Genomic DNA, 21,376 nt, shown 5'->3' on the forward strand with positions numbered 1-21,376 from the left:
GTTCATAACCAAGCCCATTTGGCTTTTCATGAACATCTCCGCCAGCCAGCCCGCCAGTCCACCGATTATGATTGCTGCAATCCAGCCAATTCCCGCACTTTCCATAATTTTTTCCAAACTTTCGCTAAAAGTTGCGGACAACAACCCCGGGGGAGCTCGCGTGGTTCCCAGTAAACAGAGATTGTTTACAGTCGGCTCAGCATCCCAGGTTGCTCGCTCATGGCAGCGTTCGATACGCTTGGCCGACTATATGACTTTGGCATGTGCCCGACCACGTCGGCAGATTTTCAGAACTGATGGGCGTCGCTACCGGACTCGACCGAAAAGTCGAGCTCTGTGATTGGGGCCTCTACGGCAAGAGAAAATCCTGTTGGAACGTTAGGAATGCGCACGTGTTTTGGATCTAAACAAGGATTAAATTTTCAATGAATTTCCTTCGAAATAATGGGTTAACGATAGCGCTTCTAACAGCGTTTTTGGGCAGTATGGTTGGTATGATCTACGCAGGATGGAGTCATGAAAATCAGGAGCTGATCCGACATCACCTCGCCCCCCTAGAGTTTGAACAATACCTCACCACTGATAGTTTTTGGTCGGCCTTGTTTGAGAATTGGGAAAGTGAATGGCTGCAGATGGCGGCCTATGTCGTGCTGACCGCCTACCTTTTCCAAAAGGGTTCTTCTGAATCCCGAGATCCTGACGACGATGTCAAGGACAACGACCCGCCCTCTCGAGCGGGCTGGCTTTACGGGCACTCTTTAGGTCTTACGTTGGGATCGCTATTTGTGCTGTCGTTTGTAGGACATTTTTTTGCTAGCCATTCCGCTGCAAACTCTGACGCAATTTCTCATGGTGAGGAGGTGGTGTCTGCGCTTGCATATTTGGGCAACGCCGGGTTCTGGTTTGAATCGTTTCAAAACTGGCAGTCAGAGTTTTTCTCGACAGCAACGCTGGTAGTGCTGTCGATTTTTCTGCGATATAGCGGCTCGCCTGAATCAAAGCCTGTTGAAGCGCCAAACGATCAAACCGGGGACTGATAGTAAGCACTCCAACAATCCAGGATTTCCTCCGTTTCTGCGGTCTCAACTTGCTGCGAGAGGCGTTGACCATAAAACAACTGCATGGCGTCATGAGCTGCATCCGACGAACTGCAAACCGCGTCGCAAGCGACAATCACTCGGAAGCCGAGATCAATCGCACCAAGCACCGAAGCGAGGACGCAGACATCTGTTTCGCCGCCACTTACGATAAGGGTGCGGACCGCTCCCCGATTGAGGTGCAAAAACAGTTCGCCGGATTGCCAAGGCGAATACACAACCTTGTCAAAGGTCCGCGCGGGCGGAACATGCCGCGCAAGCTCAGGAACGATATCAATCTGGCCGGCGTCAAGATTATCAAGGGTCATGTTATTCCAGCGTTGATAATAGCGCAGCCAAGTTCCACCCACGTCTTGTGTATTCCGAGCAGGAATAAATCGGGTGAACACTGTCCGCGTAGGGTCTTTTCCTACCAAGGCCTCAATGTGCGGTAAGACCCGGTCGAACCACGGCATGGCCCAAGGGCTGTCACCTCGAAAAATGCCCTGCATGTCGACACAAAGGTGAACTGCCGCTTCATCAATGGGGCCAAATCTTAGTCCGCTCGCCACGGTCGCCACCCGTCTAAAGAAACATTATTATCAGCATGCGGAGGGTGGCAGCTAGCCGTGAATATGGGTGCGAACCAGCCAAAACAAGGCTTTCAGTCTCAATGGTTTTCTTAACCATTATGCTTGTGTCCTGCGTCATCAGCATCCACGGCCTCAGCATCATCACTACCCTAACGGGAACTGCTACGAGTCCACTGATGACGGCGCCCCCGGTCTAGCGCCGCGGCTCCGGGTTCTCGAAAGGTAAAAGTGAAATTTCCCGCATAACCGCCTAACGCCCTGATGGTTCCGCCGCCGTGTTGGGAACTTGTGCGTGCGACGCCCATTACGTGGTTGGTAAACCAAATTGGAAAATCCCATGGTATTGGACGAGATCGAGGGAGGATGTCTGTGCGGCAATATTCGATTTCGTGTGCGCCGAATTAGGCGTACGCACATTTGTCACTGTGACATGTGTCGTCGCGCGACTGGCGGACCGTTTGCCGTGCTGAGTTGGGTTGACGCCACAGCTGTCGTCTGGGAGGGAACAAAGCAACCGAAAGCGCGACGCTCCTCCCCAATCGCAACGCGCAGTTTCTGCGGCGATTGCGGTACGCCGATTGCCTTGCAATATGACGACGACCGGATCAGCTCGCGTTCTATGCGGGTACGTTTGATACGCCGGAAAAAATACCACCAACCTACAATTATCATGAGGAAAGCAGACTACATTGGGTCCGGTGCGGTGAAGAGCTGCCAGCCCACCCTCCTGAGGAAGTCTGGTAACTCAGTACCCATCGAGAAAAGATGAAATGCCATCATCGAGCAGACTATCGCAATTGCAGTCTCCGCACCTGCTCTCCCGACCTCACCGTAAACGGTGAACCGCAGTGCTGAACTTGTCAGGTCGGGAGTAAGCATCCTCTATTCGTGCACGGTCACGGCGGCGTTGCCCGTGGACACGTGCGAAACGAATACCGCCGTTAGTCCCTTGTCTGCGAAAAATATTGGGTCGCCATCGCCAGAACCATGGCAAAGGCCATGAGGACGGTCGCTTGTAAATCCGTCATGGCTGCCTCCTGATATTCGAGTTCTCCGCCGAACGACGACGCACGGCAACCTCGAAGTCGGGCGCAAGGGCGTCATGTTTGCGGGCGAAAGCAAGGAACATGCTCCGAGCGGTCTCTGCTTCGACCTCTCCTGACAGCGCGGCGCGGCATGCGTTCAGTGCCATCGTATGAGCGACCTCTTTTTTCGACAATGGCCAATCACTCAACAGCGCATATGCTTCAGTGACGGACCTGACTTGGCTTGGCACACCCAGTCCAACCAATATCACCACGGGGTTTTTGAAGATATTGTACTCCATAAGCTCCTCCTTATTTAGCTCGGTGTTCGCCACGGACTCCGAGTGCCCGTGGCCAACACCTTGCGCCACTCGGTATGCTTTTTGCTGGGTCTTAAGTTTACAGACCGGGCGGACCGCCACAGCCATCGGCTTATCCAAGGTTTTATCGTCAGCGCGATCTGACTCTGGTGATAGTGACCTTGTTAACCTGAGCTCCATGGCCTTGCCAGCACTCCATGGGCTACAGTTTTTGCGCGGGTACCGATGATCCTCCATCGCGATCCACCCAAATTTTCGCTGCTTTCGATTTTCGGCAATTAACGTTCAATGGTATTCCTGGTTCCACCTCGGTGGACCTGAATTCCAGCGCGCTGAAGGAAAGTATTTGTAGGAAGCGTAACCTTACCAGATCGGAGCAGGGCAGCGCAAAGCGCCGATGAACTGGCGGCGGCGCTGACTGCCTCACTACTCCGTTTTCGATCTGAAACTTAGGAACTCACTACGATCCCCGGGGGCGCCCAGGTCCCCTCGCCCGCCGGCAGCACCGAAGGCGGCGTTGTCTTTGGCCAGTAGAGCCGCATCACCAAATAGATCGGCCCGTCAGGAGCAGGCAGCCAGTTCGCTTCCTTGTCTGCGCCCGGAGACTTGTTCTGGATATGCAGTGTCAGCGACCCATCCGCGTTGGTCTTCATAGCGGGCAGCATGGGCGAGTTGATGAGATAGCGGTTGATCGGGTTTTCGATCAGGAGCTGGGACTTGCCGTCATACATAGTCAGCGACCAGAATGAATTCACCGGCGGCAGTTGTCCTGCCGGAAACGTCAGCGTGTAGTTGTGCTTGCTGCCGTCGAGCGTCTGCCCGTCGCTGTCGACGCGGGTGAACGGATATGTCGCCTCCTCCGGGTCATTACCATATATACCGGCCTGCGCTGCGACAGCGCGCTTTAACCAGTCCCCGTTGTAGTGGGCGCTATCCCCCGGAAGACCGCTAACCCGCCAGCCATTGATTGTTTTGCCAACGTTGGCGACTGCCTCATCGACCTTGCGCTGGCCCTCTTTCATGCCAAGGCCAAGCTCCAGCTTATGCTCCACTGGCAGCTCCTTGAAGTCGAAGGTCTTGCCTGGCCCGACGCCGACGCGAGCCAACTTGGCGCGTATCTCCCTCTCATTGTCTTGCGGCGGCGCATACTGCAGCGCGAAGTCGAGGTAATCGAAGAAGTTGGTCTTCACGAGTTCCTTATCGATCTTCGGGAAGTCGATGGCCGGAGCCGCCGCTGGTGGCGTTTGCTTCAGATACGCCGAGAGCATCTGTACCTTGTAACCAGCCTGCACCTTCTTGACGTTGTCGAGATCATCCGGCCCGAAGAGCTGGGTGCGATAACCCGTGACGGAAAACTGTGTGCTCGAACGAAACACCTGCTTGATGCCTGCCGGGGTGTCACCCTTCCAGTCTGGCCCGACCACCATGTAGTCGCCGGCCTCGCTGCCCGTGGCACGAGTGCCAATATAGCCGTAATTGTAGGTATTGCCGTCACAGAGCATCACCGAGTAGTAGCGCTTCGGGTCGATCGCCGGGACCGAGAGTACGGCCGGCTCGGCCCGCAAATCGAGCCACACGAAGGAATAGGGTGTATCGCTGTTTGGCGTGACGATTGCAGTGTCTTTGTAGGTGAAGACGTTGGGTTCGTTCTTGATCTCGTTGAACGGAGCCTTGAACTGGCCCGAATTGCGATCCACCGCATACTCGTACATGACCCCATAGTTCATCACGAGCGGCAGGCCATAAATGAACCCTTCCTCGGCGATGGTCTTGGCCTCGATAATGTCTGGATAGCTCTGCGCCATCAAGATGCTTGGCTTCACGATTGTAGCGGCAGCGGCAATTATCGCAGCCGAGCGAAGAAGATCGCGCTTCGTCAACATTTGCTGTGTACTCCCGCCGTAGCTGCCAGAAGCAAGTGCCCCATGATATTCCCCCTCTGAATTACCCCAAACTTGGCGGCGCAATATTCAGAAAAGACTCATTTTCGTCACCCGGTTTTGATATTCAAAGTCTGCAATTTTAGCTAGTAGAGCCATCAGATGTTACTGTAAATTACTGTTTCCGAAGCCTTGCGGAATGGCTAATGCGTTCCGATATCGTCCATCGGTTATTGCGATAGGCGGGCTGCATCGCTTTGAAAAACTATACCGTAGGGCTGCGCCAGCGCCGTTGCCATCGAACCAGCAATGTCGTCTTGAAGCTGAAACAAGCCCTGGCGCTGAATATCGTTTTCGTAGGTGTTCGTCCAAAAAATGGAGCCATCGGCACGATTCACAGAACATTTCGGCATGCTGACATACCTGATAAATGCTGCAATCGACGAAGCCCTTAGCCTCCGATCGGAAGAACGTCCGCCAGATGCGGCGACCTACTGAACCCGGCATTTAAAGTGGCTTTGCGGTCTCGGTGCGGCAATGTGCCTGGCGATGAGCCCTTCAAAGAACTTCTCGACCAGCTTGACGAGGCAGAGCGCCGTCATCGTAACAGACATCGTTAAACCGACTTGGTCGCGTCAATAATGCGGGTATCATGTGCCTCGCTTCATCGTTTTTTGCAAAAGGGTCTCGACTGAAAGCAATTGCTCTCGATGCATCGCGAACTGCGTGGTGTCGGCTACCCCAACGATGGCAGCAAAGACTTCATCTTCGACCCAACCAGCAGCAACCGCTTCACCGACGAGTTCAAGTAATCTATCTTCGATGGCCATCTGGCAGTCGCTCAAACGATCCTTGTGGCCGGATGGCTTGCGTGGTCTTTCGATCGTCATGCGTGATGCTGGGGGTGGGATTCGTCTTCGGCATTGTGATAATCATGGGGGATCGGCTGGTATTTGCGGTAACTAAGAAATTCTATTGATTTGGAATCCCGAAATGCGGGTGACGGCCGGCCCCCTGCCTATTTCGTCTCGCCATCGTCCCTTAGCGGGCCAATCAATAACGTTAAACAACCTGCGAGGAACTACCTTTGGGAAACGTGCGCGACTATCACCCACCAGGTCATGTCATAACGTCGGAAATGCGCATCGTCCCGATAAGCCGGTTCGTATCGTCATACACATGGACCAGGAACTTGGAAGGATCGATATTCCTCCCTACGGCCTCACGGATATTGTCGCGTGCGGCTTCTACGGCAGCGCGAAGGGCGGCTTCACCGTCGGCACATTCCATATCGACCACGTCAATGGGCAGCCCGTCTCCCTCATGATAGGCGAAATGAAAGAGTGGCATTATGCCGATGCTCCTGTGAAGTGACCGCAGATCAACAAGCGTCGAGACAGGCTGCTGTTCCCTCAATAAATAAATTGATTGATTCGGATTCCCGAAACACCGGTCCTATATTCCCGACCGTGGCTTAAGAGGATTACAGGACATTCCAGCGAGTGCGGGTGCTCGCGTAGCGAGGCAATGATCGAAGGCAGGGGCGCTGTGACCAATCAGGCCCTGGCCGACACCAATGATGACTATTTCTAGGCTTGTGGCAAAATACCTGAACTTCGATCTGAAGAACTTGGCGGCGGATGAAACCGGGGCCGTTCCTTCAGAAACCGACTGCGCGTAAGGGTGGCACATGATACCCGCTTTATTGACAGCACTACTATCGGTTTAAAGTTGCCTGGCCCAATCACTCAGGCTAATGGCTGTTTTTCTTGGGGGAATCTTCTTCCTCACCCTCAAGCGCATCGTCCTCTTTCGTCTGGGCAGCCAACAATTCATTCAAGGCAAGCAGCGACTCTTCGCGGCTCCACCCTACCGAGGTCGCTTCCTCCAAAATGTCCAACAGCTGGGCTTTTTGCTCCAGCATCTCGCGGAACCGCGGCTCCAGAGCCTTTTGACAATCAATGGTTCGATCGGCATATTCCTCACAACTAGGTGGCCCTTGTATGGGCATCTCACCGTCCTCCTCTGGGTTACCTCGGACTTTACATCAACCGGTCGCCCTTGGGGAAAAAAGCGTCATGAACGGCTGTCGCAATGATATCCGAGGCGTCTACCCCTTGGCTGACAACCTTCAAAGCGACCGGCTAAAGATTTGATGCTTGATAAGCCGGCCTCACTTGCTTCGTATCGGCGGCTCAGGCCACGTGCTTAAATTCCACCTCGCTCAAAGACATCTTTCGTCGCGCTATAGTAACAGCTATATTTGGCCCGCTGACCTCTGCCGAGTATTCAGCACGAGCCTGGCTGGTTTCCGTCATAAGCACCAACCAGGCTCTCTATTCACAATCCAGCGCCTGTGAGCAACACATCCGACCTGTTGGGTTGTAAACCCCCGCGCGGCAAGGCTGCCCGCCAAAGGCAACTAGGCAGTTCGATTTAGAGCTGGAACTTGTGAAGGGTGATGGCGTTGGGCCAAGTCGGAGAGCCCAACCTCCGGCCCGAGGCTCGGCGAGAAGCGCTGTACCCCGTCAACGTCGGGCCTCACGGCATGCAAAATTAGTTTCCCATGGTGGACCCTGGGGGTAAACAAACTTAGTTAAACCTCAATTTCGTATTAACTAGTTGCTATCCAAAACATTGCTGACGTCTCGCATCGCCAGAATGCCTTTTCGAGGCGTATTTCGAAATACTTTAACCTTTTTCTGGAGATAGCAGCAGGAAGCGTTTAAAGCACGTAATGACCCGCTTACGCGGCAGTCGTGACACCAGAAAAGATGACTTCGCATCGCCAGAGGAACTCTTGGCCGCCCATGCACTTGAGCCGAGACCATCACGCGACTGGACAAAACTATCCAATATACTCAGACGATCCGGCGGAGCCTTCTCACATCTTCGAAAGGCCCACTAAGCATCATGACAGCGCAACACATCAAGGAGATCGATGAGGCGATAAGCGAACTCATCGATTCCCGCCGACTCGAGGTAGTCCAGATAGGACAAAACGGCGCTAACCCTGGGCCTCTCAAGAACCTGGTGGAAATTCAGGCAGCGATCTATGCCTTGTTGCGCGCCAAGGAACATGAAATGTCGCTGTAGAAGCAGTCGCGCCTCCCAAGTATTCCACCGAGCTGCATTATCAGCTAAGTCGCCCATTGGAAACGCATACATCTTTCACCATATTTTAACCATGGCAGCACGCTTCCATTGGTTGATAGGCCAAGCCATGTATGAAGATTATCGAACATTCTAAATGGTGCAGGTGTTCGGGAGGCAGCCCGGCCAGTTGGTTGGCATGATGTCGGCGTACGAGCGCCCCTTTCCAGGAGCAGAATCGGACCTGCTTGCGGAAGGTACGTTTCCTGCTGAGCGGATACTAGACTTTCGAACCACGAAATTTTTTGAAATGTTGCAACTACACAGAAACTTATTTTTGGAACGTCTTCATCACAAACTCCATTTGAACGACATGAAAACATTTGTTGGAATGTCCACATTCTTTCTGATCGTTTCTGTCATCGTCGGTGAAGCTGCAGAGGTAACACCCGACGCGATCAATTCTGCTTCGCTTTCCACAATCACTGCGGGGCCCGCTTCCAAATCAATAGCTGATCCCGATCCAGCGATCATCCGGCTGCAGGTTCTCCTAGACCGCGCAGGGGTGTCGCCGGGGGTGATCGACGGCCTTTATGGAACAAACGTGACTAAGGCGGTGATGAGTTTCGAAAATATGATGGGGATACCTCCGGACGGTGCGATCGACCCCGATGTTGTCAGCAGGCTGGAGACAGGTGGCCCGATTATTGGCACCTACACGGTGACGGACGATGACCTGAAAGGTCTCGTGGACCATATTCCCGTGGACTACGGCGAAAAGGCGAAGATGCCCAGCTTGGGATACACCAGCGTCGCCGAAAAACTGGCAGAGCGTTTTCACATGCATATCGACCTGTTGACTACGCTCAATCCAGGTTCTGATTTCGCTTCCGGGGATACGGTCCAGGTGGCGATGCCCGGTCCCCCGCGCCATGGAAAGGCGGTCCGCATCGAAGCCGACAAGGCCGCTGGGCGGGTCACGGCTTACGACAGGCGCGACGTCATCCTAGCGGCGTATCCCGCGACAGTTGGCAGCGAGGATAATCCTTCTCCAAGGGGTACGCACAAGGTGAAGGGCGTCGCGCGGATGCCCGTGTTCAGATACAATCCAAAGGTCAACTTTAAGCAAGGAAAGAACAACAAGATACTCACGATCCCCAAAGGCCCCAATGGACCGGTCGGAACTGTCTGGATCGATCTAACCGAGCCAACATACGGCATTCATGGAACGCCTGATCCCGAACTTATCGACAAAGTCGGGTCGCATGGCTGCATTCGTCTGACCAACTGGGACGCCGAGGAGCTAGCTGGAATGGTGAAGCCTGGCGTTGTTGTCCGGTTCGTCAACTAAGTGTTGATATTCAGATCGGCCCTGTAGCTAGGAAGCGTTTTCTGTATGACGTTGTTGGTACGCGCTTTAGGTCTGTGACGCACGCTACCCTCCAGAATAAACTTGATGAAATCTATCGAGCAACGCGTTCGGCTGAAGATTCGCTTGCCGTAGAGGTGCCTCGCTTCGGCTGTCCATGGAACCGAAACGGTAGCAGGCCTCCCCTAGCTTCGAACAGAACGTTTCAATTTTCATAATTTCATACCGTTACACGTCTTTTGCCGCAACTGCGTTCGTTCGCATGTTGGTACGATGGAGTTTAAAGTGCGGCCCGGTGCACGTGACCCGAAAGCCCACTTACGGACTCGTGTTGATAGCATCAACAATATTGACACGAGTTGACATTTCTAGCACCGCACAATCGGTCTCTTCTGTTTGTGATCGGCTAACCATCGGCCTCCCGGCGCCGAAATATGTGGTCCGACGACTGCGTCAGCCACCGTCACCTAGTGCTCGTCCAAGCACGCTTGGAGGCTCAAATTTGTGGAGCCTACCCTCTATTTCTCCTGAAGGAACGAGACGTCAAGTGCCGCAAAACGTTTGAAGGACGCGCTCGTTGATTTTCGGAGGATCTGCGTAATGTGCGAATTCCGGTTGGTCCTCGAAGGGTTGGCCGAGAACTGCCAGCAATTCTTCAAACGGGCGGAAATCATTATTCCGGACCGCTGCGGTGATGACCGCTTCGACGCGGTGGTTTCGCGGGATGAAGCGCGGATTGACGTGGAGCATTGCATTCCGGCGCTCAGAACCTGTCTGCGCTTCGCGCGAGATGCGCGACCGCCAGCGTGCCAGCCACTCCACAAATACGCCAGGTTCTGCAAACAGGCTGAGCAGTTCCTCGTCCTCCGTAGCGTTCCCGGCAGAATGGCTCAGATAGCGGAACGTCAAAGTAAAGTCCGCCTGACCCCTGGTCATTATGTCGAGCAGTTCTTTGATAAGCGTCAGGTCATTTTCTTCTTCGGTGAACAAACCAAGCTTACTTCGCATCCCCGTAATAAACACCGCCTCGAATTGGGCGTCGAAAGTGGCTAGCGCGTTTTGGGCCAGGGACACCGCCCTGTCCTGATCGTCCGCTAACAACGGGAGCAGTGTCTCTGCCAGACGCACCAGGTTCCACAAAGCGACCGGCCCTTGGTTACCATACGCGTAGCGGCCCGCATGATCGATGGAACTGAAAACGGTCGCCGGATCGTAATTGTCCAGGAATGCACATGGACCATAGTCAATGGTCTCGCCCGCGATAGACATGTTGTCTGTATTCATCACTCCGTGGATAAATCCGGCCAACATCCACTGCGCAACCAGTGAAGCCTGAACTCCGATCACTTCGGCCAGGAGCGACAAATAGGGCATTTCAGCCTCTGCCGCCGAGGGGTAATGCCGGGCAATGACGTGGTCCGCGAGAGTACGGACTCCCTCAAAGTCACCCCGTGCGGCAAAAAATTGAAACGTGCCAATCCTTATATGGCTGGACGCAACGCGGGTGAGAACGGCACCGGGCAGAGACGTCTCACGTGCAACCGTTTCTCCGGTCAGAACGGCAGCGAGCGCGCGGGTTGTTGGAATCCGTAGGGCATTCATTGCTTCACTTAAGATGTATTCGCGCAGCACGGGACCCAGCGCCGCGCGTCCGTCTCCGCCCCGCGAAAAAGGCGTGCGTCCCGAACCCTTCAACTGAATATCACGGCGGACGCCGTTTCGATCGATGACTTCGCCGAGGAGGATCGCCCGACCATCGCCCAGTCGAGGGACGAAATGACCAAACTGATGCCCTGCATATGCGGTGGCAATGGGGTGAGCGCCTTGCGGAATATTATTTCCCGCCAGCATGTCGATACCCTCTGCACTGCACAACCACTGATCCTCGAGACCTAGCTGTCGTGCGAGATCATGGTTCAGTTTAATCAATCTCGGAGACGCGACGGGCGTAGGTAACGTGCGGATGAAGAATTTGTCCGGCAGCCGGCTATAAGTGTGGTCGAATTCGATTTTGCTCATTGCAAACCTGTTTTGTGGTTGTTCACCGTAACCAAGCGTCTGCCAGAGCACAAGTTAACGTCGATCGTGAGAATGACGCATATTTGCACAACCGAGCGGGCGAAAAATTGATCATTAAAAGTTCATTTTATCACAGCGTCCCGCGACGGTTTCGGTGCATGGCCTCACTTGTCCAGACTTTTCGAGCCCGCCAACGCGTATTCATCTGTTGTATTGGACGAAGGTCTCTGGCCTTTCGTTGCGCTGATGCATCGCCCCGGCTTTCATTCCTGGCAAGTGCGGCGGCTACACCAACGGCGATCGCCAGCATTGCTGCGGTTTCGCGCGTCGGCAACGTCTGCTCACTGCCTGCGGCATGGACAGAGGTCCGGCAATCGCCGCCCACGCATCTATGCTCAAGCCCCTGCCAGCCGCTGGCATGTAGAAGCCTTGGTCTGGATAGACTGGCCGGGCATAGACACGTCTGACCGTCGCTCAGGGAAGACGGAGCTGGCGGCGGAGAGACCGCGGCAATAAGAATGGTCATGGCTTCGAGACGGCCTACACTTTCACCATTGGAAAAACACCTCACAAGTTTACCGTCTGATTCCCCAAACTGGAACGATCTATATTCTTTTGCGTTTAAGCGGCCCGAGACAGGCAGGCTCATCGAAATGATAGGGGTTAGGAGCGCCACGCCTAAAGCCTGCAGGCGTAGCCGCTTGGTCAGTACGGTCCTCATTAACGAAACCGAGCGATCCGGGCCTTCGGGCAGAGCCGTCATGCTGTAGTGAGCAATAAGACCGCACACCGGCACGCGGGCGAAGTCGTTGAGCAACGGCAGCACCGCATCCCAGACCTTGCCTCCGACATTCTTGAAATAGACATCAATTCCATTCGGGCAGGCGGCCTGGAGCTGCGCTGGGAAATCAGGTGAGCGATGATCGAGGCCAATATCGAAGCCGAGTTCCTCGGTCAGGAAGCGCGTCTTATCCGCACCACCGGCAATACCGATTACCCGGCAACACTTGATCTTGCCGATCTGCCCAACCAGCGAGCCGACCGGACCGGTGGCGGCTGCTACGACCAGCGTCTCGCCGGTTTGCGGCAGGCCGATGTTACGCAGGCCGACATAGGCGGTCATGCCAGGCAGCCCGAGCACGCCAAGCGCGTTTGCACGGGCGCTTTAGCCGGATCAAGCCGCATTACGCCTTCGCCGTTTGAGATACTGTAATCCTGCCAACCCCCATAGGCGAGCACGATGTCACCGACGCGAAACCGCTCGAGATTTGACTCAGCGACGCGGCTGACCGTTCCGCCCACCATTACCTCTCCGACCTCGACCGGCTTGGCATAAGATTTTGCGTCGCTCATCCGGCCGCGCATATAGGGATCGAGCGACAGCCATTGCGTCTTCAGGAGCATTTCGCCTGGCTCCGGAGTCGGTATAGGCTTCTCCACCAGCTTGAAATGTTCAGGTCCCGGATCGCCAAGCGGCCGGCTGGCGAGTGTAATCTGCCGATTGAAATTGGGGAGCATCTGTACTTCTCCTTGCATGGATAAGGTGGCGATCGTTATATGACGTTTGCCAAAGGCACCTATCACCAGCTGGCTGGCGGATCACTGGATCAAACCCTTATTGCAGGAACGTATTCGGACGGCAGAGGTCCCGGATGTTTTGCCGATAGTCGGTTGGTCACTCCGGCAAAACGTCTCAATCCTGTTTGAAACACTGATCCTGTTCATGGCGATACCGCTTTGTGGTGCAGCAATATGCTTTGAGTTGTCTGTGATACCATCCGCAATCACGATACGAGCTGCTGACCGCCATCAATGTCGTAAGTCGCGCCGGTCAGCGCTGTGTTGCTCATGATGTGAACGGCGAGCGCAGCGATATCAGCCGGTCCAACGACACGCCGAATTGGCAACGATGCCGACAGTTCGTCACGCCGCCTGTCGAGGTTCTCCCCGAGCAGGGATGCTGACAGTGGCGTATCGACGAAGCCAGCGGCAATCAGGTTGACGCGTATCGGCGCGAGCTCAAGCGCCAGATTGGCAATGAGCGCGGGAAACGCGACGGTAACCGTCGAGACGATTGCGAGGCCAAGTCTCGGGCGACGTGCGCCTGTGCCGCCCATGAAGATCAGCGATCCGGCCGGCCTAACCTTTCCCGCCGCGTTGCGAGCAACATTGAGCGCGAGCAACAGGTGCTCGGTAAGACCGTGTCGTGCCTCATCGAGGGGAACTTCGAGCGGTGGGCGATAATGAGGCGCACCGGCTGTGACCATCACATGGTCGATTGGCCCTTCAAGGCTACTGAAGAACGACGCCAGTTGGTCACCCTCGTTGGCGTCGAAAGTTGCAGTGCGTGCGGCTCCAATCTCATTCGCAGCTTGAGCGAGACGTTCGCGATTGCGCCCGGTTATGATGACGCTGGCACCTTCGGCGCGCGCTCGCCGGGCAGTTTCCAGCCCGATACCGGCGCTGCCGCCGATGACGACGACAGTCTGGCCAAGCAGTTCGGGTTCGCGTTGCGCGGGGATGGTTATAGTGCTCATGCCTCCTCCGATAACAGCTTTCAATTCGCCAGTACGTGCATGTGCTCCACTCGATCGACGCAGGGACCTGACGAACAAGCGCCGGCATGCCTGCCGCGCCGTTCACGCTATTCTACTGCGGCGGCCTTCCTTGCCTGCTCCGCCGTCATGTAAGCAGCATACCAGTTCGGCCAGTTCTTGTCGCATCGCCCGCCAGTCCGCTTCGGGTGCGGCCCTGTCCAACGGCCTTTGGACGCAGAACAAGCATCGCGATTTCCCGCCCCACTTCTCGTTCATTCCGTTGAATCGAAATCATCCTCCCGGGCATTCAAGATGGAAACCAGTGTGCGCAGGCCGACATCCAGCTGATCCATTGTCGGCGCACCTAGCGCCAGTCTGACAGCGTTCGGCGCATGGCCGGGCGTGACGGCGAAGGTTGTGGAAGGCGTCAACGCAATGTCGCGCCTGGCTGCGGCAGCGACGAAAGCCTGCGAACGCCAGTGCGGGGGCAGCATCAGCCATAGATGATAGCATTTTCCGTTGGTCTGGATTTCCAAACCCGAAAGACGATCGACCGCCAGTTTTTGACGGGCGCACGCGTCGAGTCGCTTCAATCTTGCAAGCTCGGCAATGGTACCGTCGCCCATCATCCGCTCCGCGGCCGCAAACGCAAATCCTGATGCAGTCCATCCGCCCGAACGCACGGATGCCGTGACGCTTTCACGCAATCGTGGCGGCGGGACGATAAAGCCCAGCGTCAGGCCCGGTGCGACCTTCTTGGAGAGACTGTCGATGACAATGCAGGTGTCCGGCGCGAGTGCGGCAAGCGGCGGCTCATCGTCGAGGAAACCGTAGACATTGTCCTCAATGATCGGAAGGCCAAAGCTTTCGACCACGCGCAGGAGGTCGACCCGGCGCGCCGCGGTCATCGTCATGCCCAATGGATTCTGGATCGCCGGCTGAACGTAGATGGCCGAGAGATGGGCGTCACGGTGCGCCTTTTGCACAGCGTCAGGCCGGACACCGCCTTCGTCCATCGCCAGTGGCACCAGTGTAATTCCCAGCCGGGCGGCAATGCCCTTGATAAACGGGTATGTCAGGGCCTCCACACCGCAACGGCCGCCCGTAGGAACAATTGCGGCGAGCGCTGCGGCGATACTCTGTCGTCCGTTGCCGGTGAATACGAGTTGTTCGGGAGTCGGGGACCACCTGCCCTGCGACAGGTATGCGGCTCCAATGCTTCGGACCGCTGGGGTTCCGACGCTGGTCGCCTGTCTCAAGGCGGCGTCGAGCGCCGCAGGTTTCTCCAGGCCAGCCAGGCTTCTTCCGATGATCGCGGTCTGATTGGAGAGCATCGGGTAGTTGAACTCGAGGTCAATTCGGATCCCGCGCGGCTCAGTTAATGCTGCCGCCCCGCGCCGGGCATCGCCGGAGATGAAGGTGCCCCTGCCCACTTCGCCGACGACAAGGCCCCTGCGCAATAGCTCGGTATAGACGCGGCTCGCCGTCGAGACGGCGATCTTGCGGTCATAGGCAAAGCTGCGCTGGGGAGGCAGGCGCTCGCCGGGCTTGAGAGTGCCGTTGGCAATTTCCGCAGCGATCGTATCAGCCAGCGCCAGATATTCGGACTTCGCCATTAAATTGCTCCGAGCACAATGTTTTAATTGCTCCGAGCAACATATCGGAACATAATGGCTACGTCAAACCGGATTGCACCGGGAATTGCCAAGGTCTGCGGTAATGAGAACGCGACGGCGCTTAACAAGCGCCGATGGCGGCGAAGCAGGATTGCCGCAGAGCAATATCTGGAGGTCAAAATGTCTACAGCTCTTTCATCCATCGGTAGGCCGGCGGGAACAAAGACGCACGGCACATTTCTTCGGGCATTCAACGCCTGTTGGCAGCGGATCGCTCGCTATTTCGTCCATCGCGCCGCCATTGCGAGCCTGTGCGAGCTCGACGACGAAGCACTTCGGGATATTGGCATCGCCCGCTCCCAGATCAAAGGGGCGGCCTACGGCTTCGTGACCAACCCCAACGGGGCGAGGAGGTGATGATGGCCACCCCGGTTGCACCGGAGCTGACCGCTGCCACGATCCTGGTCGTGTTTGCCGGTGTATTCCTGATCAGCTTCATGAGAGGAGCTTTCGGAGGCGGGTTTGCCATCGTGGGTATTCCGCTGCTGTCGTTGGTGATGGATCCGGTCACCGCCGGCGGTCTGCTTGCGCCCCTGTTCATCGCGATGGATCTGTTCGCGCTGCGCTACTGGAAGCCCTCGACATGGTCGAGGCCGGACCTTGTCCTGCTCCTGCCGGGGCTGGTGATCGGCATCGGGTTCGGCTATGGGCTTTTCCGCTTCCTCGACCACCGGGCCATCGCGATCGTGATGGCGGTGATCACCCTGATCTTTGTCGGTCTCTGGTTTGTCAGGGGCGGACAGGTGACGAGGCGTCCGCGTTCGACAACAAAGGCGATCACTGCGGGTCTTGCCTCAGGAGTGACCACGATGGTTGCGCATTCGGGCGGACCGCCGCTTGCGATGTATCTGTTGCCCCTCGGCCTCAGCAAGGAAATCTACGCGGGAACAACGAGTATGTTTTTCACAGTGGGTAACGCGACCAAGGCGGTGCCGTGGCTGCTGCTGGTGAGGCCGACCGCGGGTGTCTGGGCAATAATGGCGATTTGTCTGTTTGCCATCCCCAGCGGCGTCTGGCTTGGGTGGCGGCTGAACGGAAGGCTGGACCAACGCCAGATTTATCGCGCCTGCTACGGATTGTTGGTTCTAACGGCGTTGAAACTGATGTGGGATGGCATTTCCGGATATCTCCCGTGAGCTGAAAGGTCCGCGTAGCGCTACCTCCGGAACTTTGAGCGCGCGCGAAACTGCCGAGTCGTCAGTAAGAGCAAACGGCGTCTGGCTGGGAGCCCGGAGACTACGAGCAGTGGACCATCCCAGCCCCTCCCAACGAAACATCATGAGAGGCCCTCATTTCGCGCGCGGCGATTGGGGTGGCGAGTGGCACCCAGATTTCGCCCCGAAAGCAGGATACATAGTCGCCAAGGAATATTGGGGAGCTAGCGGCTTTGCCAATACCGACCTCGACTTGTGGCTGGCAGAAGGGGATCACCCATGTTATCGTGGTCGGGTTGCTGGCCAATACCTGTATCAAAACCACTGCGCATTATGCCCCGGAGCTTGGCTATCATGTGACCTTGGTCCGCGACGCGACGGCAGCGCTCTCGCATGAAATGATGCACGCCGAGTACGAACTGAGTGGTCCTTCCTGCGCCCACGCAATCCTGGGGACCGCGGAACTGATCGCAGCTTTGTCAGCATCACATCCGAAGGAGACCAGGCCATGACCAGGCTCATCACGGCCGCTGCTGCAATCACGGCTGTCACCGTCGTCGTCTCGGGTGCATTCCCCCAGACTGCGATTGCGCCAAAGGCAACAACTGCCCCCGCATCACAGGCCACGGAAGACGCATCGATCCGGCCATTCAGCGTTCACGTGCCGGACGAGGCACTTAATCAGCTGCGGCGCCGGGTCCAGGAAACGCGCTGGCCCGATAAAGAGACGGTAGAAGACCAGTCCCAGGGCATCCAGCTTGCCAAACTCAAGCCGCTCGTCGAGTATTGGGGCACCGGCTACGACTGGCGCAAGGCGGAGGCGAAACTGAATGCCCTGCCGCAATTCGTCACCACAATCGATGGCGTCGACATCCACTTCATCCATGTCCGCTCCAAGCACCCCAACGCGCTGCCAGTGATCATCACTCATGGCTGGCCGGGATCGGTGTTCGAGGAACTGAAGATCATCGATCCGCTTACCAACCCGACCGCTCACGGCGGCACCGCCGACGACGCATTCGATTTGATCATTCCGTCGATGCCGGGCTTTGGCTTTTCCGGCAAGCCGACCGGCACGGGCTGGGGTCCTGACCACACCGCGCGAATCTGGGCTGAGCTGATGAAGCGTCTGGGGTACACCCGGTATGTTGCGCAGGGCGGGGACTGGGGTTCGCCGGTCTCCAGCGCCATGGCTCGCCTGGCACCCCCAGGATTGCTCGGCATCCACATCAACCTTCCGGCGGTGGTGCCACCCGAGGTGGCCGCGGCCCTGGCCTCAGGCGGGCCAGCGCCAGCGGGATTGTCCGACCAGGAGCGCGCGACTTTCGATGTGCTCAGTGCCGCTGCCAAGACGGGCAACAGGTCTTATGCAACGATGATGGGCACAAGACCGCAGACGATCGGCTACGGCATCACCGACTCGCCTGCCGGTCTCGCCGCGTGGATGCTCGGACATCCAGGCTTTTCGACGTGGACATACAGCACCGACGATCCTGAAAAGTCTCCTGACGAGGTTCTGGACGACATAACGCTGTACTGGCTGACCAATACCGCGACCTCGTCCGGGCGTCTCTACTGGGAATATGGCGGTGGGCGGAGCCCCGCCCTCTCGGCCGGAGAGATGACTTCCGAAATCTTGCTTCCCGTCGCCATCACGGTCTTTCCTGGCGAAAGCTATCGAACTCCGGAAACATGGGCCCGTCGCGCCTATCGGAACCTGAGCTATTTCCACGAGGCCGACAAGGGCGGTCACTTCGCCGCGTGGGAAGAACCTGAGTTGTTCAGCGCAGAGCTTCGTGCCGCGTTCAAGCCGCTGCGCTGAATTGTCAGTCTACGACCTTCTGTCTTGAGCAGGATAAATGCGATCGAGACCGCGGGGGGCCTTGAGCTTTCGAGGTGGTGGATCAAGAGCGGTGGCAGCACGACCTTTTGCGCCATTTTGCCGGACGACCGGTTTTATGAATTCCTGATATTTTGCCTTGAAGCCGGAATAGAAAGCCTATCCGACCCCATGATACCTGTTGCCACGTACTCAACAAAGGGGTGCCTGGAATGTCTGAGCGACTAACGAAAGTAATATACCGTTGCCAGCCCGCCGCCGATTTTAAGTATGGACATTGGCGGAACTTGCAAACTTTTATCGCCCTTGCCGTCATCGTCGCGGTTTGTATAGCGCTCCGCGTTTGGGTCGCCTTCAACCACATGATCTGAGCAGGCCGCGATCCTTCCGATCCCGACACAGTCGGCTCGACGCAAGTATCGCTGCCGATCACAATCGATGAGCAAATCCATGATAAACAGCAGAACCGAGCAACCCTCACGATTAAAGGGGGTGATGACCGCCCTCATCACCCCCTTCAACAACGGAGCCGTCGACTACGACGCCCTCGCCGCCCTTGCGGATTGGCAGATTCAATTCGGAATCAGCGCACTGGTTCCTTGCGGGACAACAGGCGAATCCCCCACACTTGCCTGGGACGAGCGGCTGAAAATCATCAGGACCTGCGTGAAAGCCTCGCGCGGACGGGTGCCCGTGATCGCCGGAACCGGCACGAACAGTACGGAACTGACGATCGCCCATACCTTGGCCGCCCAATGCTGCTGCGCCGACGCTGCGCTGGTCGTAACGCCCTATTACAACAAGCCGAGCCAGGATGGCATTATCCGTCATTTCGAAGCGATCGCAGGGCGCGTCGACCTGCCTATTTTTGTCTACAATGTCCCCTCGCGTACCGGCATTGACCTGTCGCTGGGGACACTCGCGCGGCTTGCCGAGATCCCCTCCATTATCGGCCTCAAGGATGCGACGGGCGAAGTCCGGCGTGTCGGGGAAATGCGCCGCGCATTCGAAGACCGTTTCATTCTTTTGTCCGGGCATGATGCGTCGTCGCACGCCTTCAACCTTTCGGGAGGCGACGGCACGATTTCCGTAACTGCCAATGTCCTGCCGCACGTCTTCGCCGCGTTGCACGATGCGTGCCGGAAACACGACTGGTCCACCGCCAATTATATTCAGCAGCGGCTGATGCGGGTCTATAAAGCGTTCGACCTCGACACAAATCCCGGCCCCATCAAGTACGCCCTGAAATATCGGCGCGGCATGAATGACGAAATGCGTCTGCCGCTCGTGCCTGTTTCGGCAGAGACGGCGGAACGGATCAGGATAGCGCTCGACCGATTGGGCGATCCGGGCAGCGATGTCCCGTGCGATCCAGCCGATGCGATTTTCGGCGCGGACGAAAGGCCGATCGAAAAAGCACCCCAGCCGCTCAACTGGCGGATCTGAGCAAGCGACCCTTCATCAAACAATGCTGCATCCGCCAGGCCTGCGCCTGCCAGCTGCTGAAAGCGAAGATCATGCGATACCCACGTAAAAGCCACGATCGTTTTAGAACGTGCACCCGTTTTCTCGTTGGTCGAAATCTGGAAGGATGCTGGATCGTCTGCGACAGGCAGCGTCTGGTCGGCGGACTGTTTGCTGACAGGGAATCGGCCCTGCACTTCGCGATTGCCCAGAGCGAACACCGGCCCGGGGCCGTGTGGTGCGCCAACGATGATGATTGTCTCCTGACCGATCCGTGGCAGGATCTGACCGCTCCTGCGCCCCGTCGCTCCGAGCGCGCCTGATGTCTTGGATCACGGAATGGTCGGAACAACGACCGTGAGCTTATCCCCGACCATGCGGCGCATAATCGGTTTCTATTGCGTTCGCAAAAATAAGGAAGGCCCCGTACAGGCCGACATCTTTGCTTTTTGGTTACCGATCCCAAAGCGTCGTTGCGCACGCTGTAAAACCTGGACCTTAGATTTTGCGGCGTTTTTCGTCATCATCAGTCAAACCTGTCTTCCCTATCACCGCGGCACCAATCCGAGGAATAGTTGCTGGCGATTGTCCCAGCGACGACATTCGCTTCGGAACAATTTTCATTGGCCGCTGTTTCTAAACTCGTTGGCAAAGGAGCAAGAAGATGACTGATCAACCGCCGTCAGAAACGCCCAGGCCAAGTGATGCCCCGCTGGTCTATGAAGTTTTGCAGGATATCGGCGCAAAGGCCGATAAAGAATCGACGGCCCTCGCGGAGGAAATTGCCGCGATGCGCGCTGAAATCGATCGAATTACGGAGTCTGTGGGATTGTTGGCCGGTAGTGCCGGTCGGGCTCTTTCTGAAACTCCTGCCATCATCGAAGAACGCTTAGGTTCGATGGTCCAAGAACGGCCTTTGACAACATTGTTTGGGACCGTAGTTCTATCCTATGCATTCACGCGACATTGGATGGGACGATAGACGGCATAACGCCGAGAACGCTAAGCGAATGCACGATCCCATCCGCCTTGGCAGATCATTCTCCGCAAAATCGTGAAGTTTCCACGAAGGACGGCCAGCGCATGGAACTATTGCGCAAAATTTGCGTTCTGAGGCAAGCTGGGGATAACAGCATCTGCTTGATGCCACCCCTTACCATCAAGCAGCAATGGGCTCGGAGTTGCGCCCCCGTCTTTTCCGAGCCCATTTTCATTTCCGTGTATGCTAGGCAAAAGCGTTGATTGCTGCTGTAGTCGAAGAACGATAATCGGTTTCGAGGACCGATAGTCGGCTCTCTTCGCCAAGCAACGACAACAGTGCGAGTTTGCC

18 protein-coding genes and 3 pseudogenes are annotated in these 21,376 nt (G+C 56.5%); 10 read left to right on the top strand and 11 right to left on the bottom strand.

Going from position 1 to position 21,376, the window contains the following annotated elements; all coding sequences use genetic code 11:
* Window positions 1-105: pseudogene (locus GF108_RS22560) on the bottom strand (GlsB/YeaQ/YmgE family stress response membrane protein); the annotation flags it as partial.
* A gap of 320 nt (window positions 106-425) precedes the next feature.
* Here GF108_RS22560 and GF108_RS20975 point away from each other — a divergent pair.
* Window positions 426-1,037 (top strand): DUF6766 family protein, encoded by a 612-nt coding sequence (locus GF108_RS20975; RefSeq protein ID WP_153670247.1) that lies wholly within the window; start codon window positions 426-428, stop codon window positions 1,035-1,037.
* Here the strand turns inward: GF108_RS20975 and GF108_RS20980 are convergent.
* Window positions 1,022-1,657 (bottom strand): cysteine hydrolase family protein, encoded by a 636-nt coding sequence (locus GF108_RS20980; RefSeq protein WP_370462248.1) that lies wholly within the window; start codon window positions 1,655-1,657, stop codon window positions 1,022-1,024. The two genes, GF108_RS20975 and GF108_RS20980, sit on opposite strands and share 16 nt — an antisense overlap.
* 442 nt (window positions 1,658-2,099) lie before the next feature.
* Here GF108_RS20980 and GF108_RS20985 point away from each other — a divergent pair, with 442 nt between their 5' ends.
* On the top strand, window positions 2,100-2,438 hold the full coding sequence (locus GF108_RS20985) for a GFA family protein (protein ID WP_246664071.1): 339 nt from the start codon (window positions 2,100-2,102) through the stop codon (window positions 2,436-2,438).
* Window positions 2,439-2,693: 255 nt separating this feature from the next.
* On the opposite strand, the gene GF108_RS20990 is transcribed toward GF108_RS20985, so the two are convergent.
* From GF108_RS20990 to GF108_RS21010, 5 genes are all read right to left on the bottom strand, one after another.
* Complete coding sequence (locus GF108_RS20990) at window positions 2,694-3,122, bottom strand: DUF982 domain-containing protein (RefSeq protein WP_370462249.1); 429 nt, start codon at window positions 3,120-3,122, stop codon at window positions 2,694-2,696.
* Window positions 3,123-3,463: 341 nt separating this feature from the next.
* The gene (locus GF108_RS20995) at window positions 3,464-4,897 is read right to left on the bottom strand and encodes a DUF1254 domain-containing protein (protein ID WP_153670248.1); all 1,434 of its coding nucleotides are present in this window, start codon (window positions 4,895-4,897) and stop codon (window positions 3,464-3,466) included.
* A 647-nt stretch (window positions 4,898-5,544) separates the two neighbouring features.
* Window positions 5,545-5,784 (bottom strand): hypothetical protein, encoded by a 240-nt coding sequence (locus GF108_RS21000; protein ID WP_172982695.1) that lies wholly within the window; start codon window positions 5,782-5,784, stop codon window positions 5,545-5,547.
* 229 nt (window positions 5,785-6,013) lie between these two features.
* Entirely contained in the window at window positions 6,014-6,244 is a 231-nt protein-coding gene (locus GF108_RS21005) for a hypothetical protein (RefSeq protein ID WP_153670250.1), read from the bottom strand.
* 403 nt (window positions 6,245-6,647) lie between these two features.
* Window positions 6,648-6,905: a hypothetical protein gene (locus GF108_RS21010; RefSeq protein ID WP_153670251.1), complete on the bottom strand. Its 258-nt coding sequence runs from the start codon at window positions 6,903-6,905 to the stop codon at window positions 6,648-6,650.
* 902 nt (window positions 6,906-7,807) lie between these two features.
* On the opposite strand from GF108_RS21010, the gene GF108_RS21015 reads away from it, so the two are divergent.
* Window positions 7,808-7,990 carry a hypothetical protein gene (locus GF108_RS21015; protein WP_153670252.1) on the top strand — a complete coding sequence of 61 codons (183 nt, stop codon included), beginning with the start codon at window positions 7,808-7,810 and terminating at the stop codon, window positions 7,988-7,990.
* 370 nt (window positions 7,991-8,360) lie between these two features.
* Entirely contained in the window at window positions 8,361-9,338 is a 978-nt protein-coding gene (locus GF108_RS21020) for a L,D-transpeptidase (protein WP_153670317.1), read from the top strand.
* A gap of 561 nt (window positions 9,339-9,899) precedes the next feature.
* Here the strand turns inward: GF108_RS21020 and GF108_RS21025 are convergent.
* The 4 genes and pseudogenes from GF108_RS21025 to GF108_RS21040 all read right to left on the bottom strand — a co-directional run bounded on the left by GF108_RS21025 (window position 9,900) and on the right by GF108_RS21040 (window position 15,528).
* A complete protein-coding gene (locus tag GF108_RS21025; protein ID WP_153670318.1) occupies window positions 9,900-11,375 on the bottom strand; it encodes a YdiU family protein in 1,476 nt (491 codons plus the stop codon).
* Between the two features lie 685 nt (window positions 11,376-12,060).
* Window positions 12,061-12,893: pseudogene (locus tag GF108_RS22565) on the bottom strand (NADP-dependent oxidoreductase); the annotation flags it as partial.
* A gap of 266 nt (window positions 12,894-13,159) precedes the next feature.
* Window positions 13,160-13,912 carry an SDR family oxidoreductase gene (locus GF108_RS21035; RefSeq protein WP_153670253.1) on the bottom strand — a complete coding sequence of 251 codons (753 nt, stop codon included), beginning with the start codon at window positions 13,910-13,912 and terminating at the stop codon, window positions 13,160-13,162.
* A 272-nt stretch (window positions 13,913-14,184) separates the two neighbouring features.
* Window positions 14,185-15,528: a PLP-dependent aminotransferase family protein gene (locus GF108_RS21040; protein WP_153670254.1), complete on the bottom strand. Its 1,344-nt coding sequence runs from the start codon at window positions 15,526-15,528 to the stop codon at window positions 14,185-14,187.
* Between the two features lie 180 nt (window positions 15,529-15,708).
* Here GF108_RS21040 and GF108_RS21045 point away from each other — a divergent pair, with 180 nt between their 5' ends.
* The 6 genes and pseudogenes from GF108_RS21045 to GF108_RS21070 all read left to right on the top strand — a co-directional run bounded on the left by GF108_RS21045 (window position 15,709) and on the right by GF108_RS21070 (window position 21,028).
* Window positions 15,709-15,945 (top strand): DUF1127 domain-containing protein, encoded by a 237-nt coding sequence (locus GF108_RS21045; protein ID WP_153670255.1) that lies wholly within the window; start codon window positions 15,709-15,711, stop codon window positions 15,943-15,945.
* On the top strand, window positions 15,945-16,724 hold the full coding sequence (locus GF108_RS21050) for a sulfite exporter TauE/SafE family protein (protein ID WP_210386111.1): 780 nt from the start codon (window positions 15,945-15,947) through the stop codon (window positions 16,722-16,724). Before GF108_RS21045 ends, GF108_RS21050 begins: the two co-directional genes overlap by 1 nt.
* An 86-nt stretch (window positions 16,725-16,810) precedes the next feature.
* Window positions 16,811-17,254 (top strand): annotated as a pseudogene (locus GF108_RS21055) (isochorismatase family cysteine hydrolase); the annotation flags it as partial.
* On the top strand, window positions 17,251-18,564 hold the full coding sequence (locus GF108_RS21060) for an epoxide hydrolase family protein (RefSeq protein WP_153670257.1): 1,314 nt from the start codon (window positions 17,251-17,253) through the stop codon (window positions 18,562-18,564). The pseudogene GF108_RS21055 and the gene GF108_RS21060, both read left to right, overlap by 4 nt.
* 513 nt (window positions 18,565-19,077) lie before the next feature.
* Entirely contained in the window at window positions 19,078-20,028 is a 951-nt protein-coding gene (gene dapA / locus GF108_RS21065; protein ID WP_246664050.1) for a 4-hydroxy-tetrahydrodipicolinate synthase, read from the top strand.
* A 682-nt stretch (window positions 20,029-20,710) separates the two neighbouring features.
* On the top strand, window positions 20,711-21,028 hold the full coding sequence (locus GF108_RS21070) for a hypothetical protein (RefSeq protein WP_153670259.1): 318 nt from the start codon (window positions 20,711-20,713) through the stop codon (window positions 21,026-21,028).
* Window positions 21,029-21,376: the final 348 nt, after the last annotated feature.

The sequence above is a fragment of the Phyllobacterium sp. SYP-B3895 genome (genome assembly GCF_009647635.1).
GTDB lineage: Bacteria > Pseudomonadota > Alphaproteobacteria > Rhizobiales > Rhizobiaceae > Phyllobacterium > Phyllobacterium pellucidum.

What these genes read in the sequence shown, in the direction of transcription:
- GF108_RS20975 (WP_153670247.1), top strand. Translation starts at nt 426, where the DNA reads ATGAATTTCCTTCGAAATAATGGGTTAACGATAGCGCTTCTAACAGCG.
- GF108_RS20985 (WP_246664071.1), top strand. Translation starts at nt 2,100, where the DNA reads ATGTGTCGTCGCGCGACTGGCGGACCGTTTGCCGTGCTGAGTTGGGTT.
- GF108_RS20990 (WP_370462249.1), bottom strand. Translation starts at nt 3,122, where the DNA reads ATGGCTGTGGCGGTCCGCCCGGTCTGTAAACTTAAGACCCAGCAAAAA.
- GF108_RS20995 (WP_153670248.1), bottom strand. Translation starts at nt 4,897, where the DNA reads ATGTTGACGAAGCGCGATCTTCTTCGCTCGGCTGCGATAATTGCCGCT.
- GF108_RS21000 (WP_172982695.1), bottom strand. Translation starts at nt 5,784, where the DNA reads ATGACGATCGAAAGACCACGCAAGCCATCCGGCCACAAGGATCGTTTG.
- GF108_RS21005 (WP_153670250.1), bottom strand. Translation starts at nt 6,244, where the DNA reads ATGCCACTCTTTCATTTCGCCTATCATGAGGGAGACGGGCTGCCCATT.
- GF108_RS21010 (WP_153670251.1), bottom strand. Translation starts at nt 6,905, where the DNA reads ATGCCCATACAAGGGCCACCTAGTTGTGAGGAATATGCCGATCGAACC.
- GF108_RS21015 (WP_153670252.1), top strand. Translation starts at nt 7,808, where the DNA reads ATGACAGCGCAACACATCAAGGAGATCGATGAGGCGATAAGCGAACTC.
- GF108_RS21020 (WP_153670317.1), top strand. Translation starts at nt 8,361, where the DNA reads ATGAAAACATTTGTTGGAATGTCCACATTCTTTCTGATCGTTTCTGTC.
- GF108_RS21025 (WP_153670318.1), bottom strand. Translation starts at nt 11,375, where the DNA reads ATGAGCAAAATCGAATTCGACCACACTTATAGCCGGCTGCCGGACAAA.
- GF108_RS21035 (WP_153670253.1), bottom strand. Translation starts at nt 13,912, where the DNA reads ATGAGCACTATAACCATCCCCGCGCAACGCGAACCCGAACTGCTTGGC.
- GF108_RS21040 (WP_153670254.1), bottom strand. Translation starts at nt 15,528, where the DNA reads ATGGCGAAGTCCGAATATCTGGCGCTGGCTGATACGATCGCTGCGGAA.
- GF108_RS21045 (WP_153670255.1), top strand. Translation starts at nt 15,709, where the DNA reads ATGTCTACAGCTCTTTCATCCATCGGTAGGCCGGCGGGAACAAAGACG.
- GF108_RS21050 (WP_210386111.1), top strand. Translation starts at nt 15,945, where the DNA reads ATGATGGCCACCCCGGTTGCACCGGAGCTGACCGCTGCCACGATCCTG.
- GF108_RS21060 (WP_153670257.1), top strand. Translation starts at nt 17,251, where the DNA reads ATGACCAGGCTCATCACGGCCGCTGCTGCAATCACGGCTGTCACCGTC.
- dapA (WP_246664050.1), top strand. Translation starts at nt 19,078, where the DNA reads ATGACCGCCCTCATCACCCCCTTCAACAACGGAGCCGTCGACTACGAC.
- GF108_RS21070 (WP_153670259.1), top strand. Translation starts at nt 20,711, where the DNA reads ATGACTGATCAACCGCCGTCAGAAACGCCCAGGCCAAGTGATGCCCCG.